This is a genomic window from Chamaesiphon sp. VAR_48_metabat_403 (assembly GCF_031422475.1).
Taxonomy (GTDB): domain Bacteria; phylum Cyanobacteriota; class Cyanobacteriia; order Cyanobacteriales; family Chamaesiphonaceae; genus Chamaesiphon.
Genome location: NZ_JANPLS010000228.1, coordinates 1 through 5567, shown reverse-complemented (window position 1 = coordinate 5567; position 5567 = coordinate 1). Strand labels below are relative to the sequence as shown.

6 protein-coding genes are annotated in these 5567 nt (G+C 48.7%); 3 read left to right on the top strand and 3 right to left on the bottom strand.

The window, feature by feature from the left end; genetic code table 11:
- The 3 genes from RMO79_RS10710 to RMO79_RS10700 all read right to left on the bottom strand — a co-directional run.
- Positions 1 to 558 (bottom strand): serine protease (locus RMO79_RS10710; RefSeq protein WP_310483139.1); only part of this gene is annotated, 558 nt, incomplete at its 3' end.
- Between the two features lie 176 nt (positions 559 to 734).
- Positions 735 to 1124, bottom strand: a complete 390-nt coding sequence (locus RMO79_RS10705; protein WP_310483140.1) for a ferredoxin — start codon at positions 1122 to 1124, stop codon at positions 735 to 737.
- A 101-nt stretch (positions 1125 to 1225) separates the two neighbouring features.
- Positions 1226 to 2899, bottom strand: a complete 1674-nt coding sequence (locus RMO79_RS10700; RefSeq protein ID WP_310483138.1) for a serine/threonine-protein kinase — start codon at positions 2897 to 2899, stop codon at positions 1226 to 1228.
- A gap of 242 nt (positions 2900 to 3141) precedes the next feature.
- Between RMO79_RS10700 and rppA the strand changes: the two genes are divergently transcribed.
- From rppA to RMO79_RS10685, 3 genes are all read left to right on the top strand, one after another.
- The gene (gene rppA / locus RMO79_RS10695) at positions 3142 to 3828 is read left to right on the top strand and encodes a two-component system response regulator RppA (RefSeq protein ID WP_310483137.1); all 687 of its coding nucleotides are present in this window, start codon (positions 3142 to 3144) and stop codon (positions 3826 to 3828) included.
- 341 nt (positions 3829 to 4169) lie between these two features.
- The gene (locus tag RMO79_RS10690; protein WP_310483135.1) at positions 4170 to 4982 is read left to right on the top strand and encodes a sulfurtransferase; all 813 of its coding nucleotides are present in this window, start codon (positions 4170 to 4172) and stop codon (positions 4980 to 4982) included.
- 166 nt (positions 4983 to 5148) lie between these two features.
- The coding region (locus RMO79_RS10685) for an extracellular solute-binding protein (protein WP_310483134.1) at positions 5149 to 5567 on the top strand (419 nt) is incomplete at its 3' end.

The following is a 5567-nucleotide window of genomic DNA, read 5'->3' as shown; positions in this document are numbered from 1 at the left end:
TAAGACTGCACCACCACTCATGCCTGGTAGTGTACTGTTGCTATAAACTAGAGAATAGCCTTGTTCTAAAACTTTATCGCTATTGGCGGAAACTTTGCCTTCCCTAAATACAAAGATGGACTCAGTAATCGCCCTACTCGTCCCTGGAAATCCGCTGACATAGAGATCCATCCCCGATTTGAGTAGGTTACAATTGCCGAGTTTGGCGGTGGGATATTTGGTTTTCGATTTGAATTTAACTACTGCTAGATCGATACTACCTGGCGATGAGCGGATCGAGCTGCTAACGATCTCGTACTGGCGATTGTCTGGGGTAGTAATTTTATAACTGGCTTTATTTTTCACTACATGAGCGGCAGTGAGGACGGTATAAATATCGCCTTGCTGTTGCAGGATGACTCCCGAACCGACACTATTAGGCTCGGTAATTAAGACGGTAATTGCTTTAGCTGTCTCACCAATCTCGACTGATGACTTAGCACTGGCGATCGTCTGGACGAGGGGAATTGTAGCAGCAATCCCAATTAGCCCCGCCCACAGTGAGATTTTGGATGACATGAAAATATAATGATGTTGCGATGAGATTAATCTTAGCCTACAACTTCTCGAAATCTAATTCCGCACTCGATTTTCGTTGTGTAAAGGCATGGGTAAAACGCCAACTAATCTGCTTTTGATTGTCGTCACGATCGGTTTTTAAAAAGCAATGGCACCGAACTGGCGAGATTGCGTCCTCAATTTAGCGGCTGAGTTAAAAAAGCATACTCGGTCACGATCCGATTTCCCAATACATGTTCTTGAATGATGCGTTCGATGACTGCTGGAGTAGCAGAATGATACCAAACACCATCGGGATAAACAACCACGATCGGGCCGTGATGACAAACGCGCAAACAGTTGGCTTTAGTCCGAAATACGCATCCCGGCTGTGCGTCGGGAACATCTAGCTTTAATTCTTTGAGTCGGCGTTTGAGATAATCCCACGATGCTAGGCTATCGGCTTTATCGCAACATAAGGGTTTGGTTTGGTCGGCACAAATCAGGATATGTCTAGAAATGCGATCGAGTCCTAATTGCGCGATCGATTTAGCAAACATCTCGGTATCTGGCAAGTTATCATCCATATTGATGGGAGCGGGGAGCGGGGAGTGTGAGGGGTCTCTAGCCATTTAGGTAGGGGCAATTCATGAATTGCCCCTACCTAAATTCCGATTTCTTACCCCGCCTAAGGAGCGGCTGGTGCGGGTGCAGTTGCTGGAGCGGTTACTGGTGCAGTCGCGGGTGCTGTCGCAGCAACAGTAGTTAGTTCTAGACGATAAGTACCAGTTGTCGCACCTGGAGGTGAGACGATTTCGATTCGATACTCTCCAGATAGTGGGAGATTGCCCTGCCAGTTGACCGTATTTTTAGCATAGACATCGACATTTGCCTGATTGGGAGCGAGGATATTCATCGTTGCGCCTGGCGGATTACCACTGAGTGATGCCTTGAGTTGTTGCCCTGCCTGAAGAGTCAGACTAAAGACTGTCGATTGGTTGGCATTGAGCGTCCCTTCTTTAATTAGGGGCTTACCCACTTCTAGGCTCAAAGCTTCCGCAGCCGCAGCGACAGGTAAGGGTGCTGGGGTAGCCGCTGGAATGGATGCGATTGGCGCTGTAGTGGCAATCGGGTCTGGTGTCTGAGGAATGGTGGCGGCTGGATCTGTCGGTAAGCCAGTTGTCGGCGCAGGGGGTAATGTTTTAGTACCGCTAGGCGATGTGGTCATCGATCGACTGATAATAAAGATTGGGAGTACCAAAAAGATTAGTGCGGCTACGGCAGAACCTAAGGCGATTCCCCACGGGGTACTCAAAATCCCGCGCAGCGGATTTTGGGGTCGGAGCGGCTGAAGCTTGCGGACGGGAGTTGTCGAGCGTTTGACTCGCGATAGCGGCACCGATTGACGATTGTTTGGAGATCCGGATCGATCGTTTGCGGCGGTAATCCGACTACCCGCAGTGGGTGGGACGAATGTGCCTGCGGGAAAATCGGTGGAAATGGCGGTGGGGCCGACAAAATCTGAGACGGAGCGGAGAGCTTGCGCGACCTCATTTGCTGACTGGTAGCGGCTATTGGGTACCCTACTGAGCATTTTATTGAGAATTTTGGAAAACCACGGCGACAAGGTGGGTACCCATTGATGCCATTTCCAGGTCATGGTACTTTTGTCAATCAGACTTTCGGGTTTGCGTCCGGTCATCATGACTACTACGGTGACGGCTAAGGCATATAAATCGCTGTTGGCGTAAGCTTCGCCAGTTTGCAGTTGTTCGCCTGGAGCGTATCCGGCTTTGCCGACGGTGGTGCCTTGATGGATTTGGGTGGAGACTTCGAGTTGGGTAACTCCGGCTTTAACAACGCCAAAATCAATCAGAACTGGCAACTTATCGCGATCGCGAAAAATAATATTATCGGGAGAAATATCGCGATGAATGATGCCCATCGCGTGAATATGCGACAATACTGGTAGCATATTCTTGAGAAATTCTACGGCTTCGAGTTCGGTAAATGTCGTACTATTTTTTAAGCGATCGCTCAGAGTTCTGGCAACGGTTTTCCCCTCTGCGTACTCTTGCACCAAAAAGAGCCGTTTCTGCTCTTCAAAGTTGGCGCGAAATTTAGGAATTTGGGGATGGTTGATTTGATACAATACTTGAGCTTCGCGTTGAAATAACTCCTTAGACTTCTTGAGAGCGTCGCGACCGCGATCGTTAGGGCTGAATTCTTTCAGTACGCACATCTCATCAAAACAGCCCGTGTCTTGAGATAAGTAGGTACGACCAAACCCCCCCTGACCTAATACTTTGGTCACGCGGTAACGCTGTTGAAGCAATGTTCCCAATGGAATTGGTGGGTGCATAACCAGAACTTACGCCTAGAACTAAGGAGGATATGGAAGGTTGACTAAAAGATGTTTAGTCAAGATCGATCGAAATTTATGGAGATCGATCTGCATCGGCACAACCGATGAATCGATGGTTGGCTAGTATCTTTAAAATCGACGATTGTACTCATTCGATTATAGATAATTTAAATCTCTAACTGTTCTTATCATACCCTCGCAGCAGTCGGAATCGTTCATCTGTGCTGAATAAACTTACCATGAAGATTTTGCTTGTAGATGATGAACCCGCTCTGACAGAACCATTGAGCCGACTATTGACTAGGGAAGGATATACGATTGATGTCGCTACTGACGGGCGAGTTGGCTATACTTTAGCTAGTGGTGGCAACTATGATTTGCTAATTTTAGACTGGATGTTACCGCAGTTAACTGGGTTGCAGATTTGCCAGCATTTACGCGATCGGGGCGACCTGACTCCAGTATTATTTTTAACAGCTAAAGATACGCTCGACGATCGGGTCATCGGACTCGATGCGGGTGCTGATGACTATTTGGTCAAACCGTTTGAGTTGCGAGAATTACTAGCGCGGGTGCGCGCACTGCTCCGGCGGGTACAGACGGTAGATCCCACCCCTACTCAATCTAAACTCCAAGTGGACGATTTAGAATTAGATCCTGACAATCAGCTTGCCTATGTGCGGGGACGGAGTATCGAGCTGTCGGAAAAAGAAACTCAGTTATTGGCATATTTAATGCAGCATTCGGGGCAAGTTATGACTCACAGTCAAATTCAAGCACATCTGTGGGGGGAACATACTGCACCTAGCAGTAATGTTTTGGCTGCATTGGTGCGACTGCTCCGCCGGAAGATTGAGGTGGAGGGTTCGCCAGAATTGATTCAGACTGTTTATGGTAAGGGTTATCGGATTGGGGTTAGGCTTTAGGGGATAGGTTTTAGGTTTTAGATTGGAGTAACCCCACTTATGGTAACTATTGGTATTAAGCGTAGCGGTAAACGATAGATACTTGTGGTTTGCGGGTATTATTTGTGGGGGCAGAACCCGGATCTGGGGGTTCCGACCCCCAGACCCCCCGTTGAGAGGCGGAACGCCGCCCCTCAAACTCCCCTGCGTAAGGGTTGGTTAGTTAGAATCGGGGTGGGTGTTGCTACATTCCAAGGATGGCTTCGATGCGAGGTTTGTCAAGCTGTAATATTCAACACCACTAAATTTCTTACTCCTTACTCCCATCTCCCATCTCCCACCTCCCCCATCCCCGCTCTAACATGATAATTACCGCAACTTGGCTGCACGATTATTTAGAACTAGCATCGAATCCTCCGGTGACGATTGTTGATTGTCGATTTGCGTTGGGCGATGCGGATTTGGGTAGAAAACAGTATGAAACCGCTCATCTTCCTGGGGCGCACTATCTGGACTTAAATCGGGATTTATCGAGTCTAGCGGGGGTACATGGCGGGAGACATCCTTTACCGGACGATCGCGTCTTGGGGGGCAAATTAGCGGCAATGGGAATCGATCGCGATACGCTGGTAGTTGCTTATGATGACTCGCGGTTTGGGTTTGCCGCACGGTTGTGGTGGTTGTTGCGCTACTACGGACACGATCGCGTCGCGCTGCTCGATGGTGGTTATACTAATTGGGTTAAGGCTGGTTATGCTGTGAATGAGGAGCTGCCAGTAGTGGCGGCTGTCGGTAATTTTCAGCCTCAAATTCAGTCGGGTGCGATCGTGGATATTGACAAAGTTCGATCGATCCAAAATTCTCCCGCCCACGTCCTCATCGACTCCCGCGAACCCGATCGCTATTTGGGCAATACCGAACCGATCGATCGCGTCGCCGGACATATCCCCAGTGCCGTCAATTATCCCTGGCAAGGCGTGTCTACCCCTGAAGGATTCGTTTTACCAATCGAGGCACAACGGCAACGCTGGGCGGCAATTTCGCCGGATCTAGCACCAATTGTCTATTGCGGTTCGGGGGTGACTGCTTGTATCAATTTATTATCTTTAGAGCTAGCCGGAATCCCTGGTGGTAAGTTATATCCGGGGAGTTGGAGCGATTGGATTTCTTATTAGCGGGGAGCGGGGGGACGGGGGGACGAGCAGAGAACAGGATGCTTGCGTCTAAATTCACTATCAACTATCCATTAAAGCTTAAAACCTAACACCTAATACCTAAAACCCGATCGACTGTCCCAATGGCTGATAATATCTTGATGTCGATCGATGGGTGCTAAAACTAATGGTTAAGATTGCTAATTTGCGTCGGTTTGTGATGTGTGGTTTGTTGGGACTGATTCTGACTGGGGTGGTAAGTTGTCTTCAGTCGCCTAGTGCCAAAACACCACAGTTAGAATTTTGGACGATGCAACTTCAGCCCAAGTTTAACGAGTATTTTAAGGATGCGATCGGTAAATTTGAAACTACCAATCCGGGGATTAAAGTTCACTGGGTTGATATTCCTTGGGGCGCGATGCAGGGCAAAATTCAAGCCGCGATGGGTGCGAAAACGGCCCCCGATGTGGTCAATCTCAATCCTGACTTTGCCATTCAACTAGCTGCTAAAAATGCCTGGTTGGATCTAGATCCCGTGCTCACGAAAGGTGAGAGTAAGGAGTATCTGCCCAGCATTTGGCAAGCTGGCACCCTCAACGGCAAAGC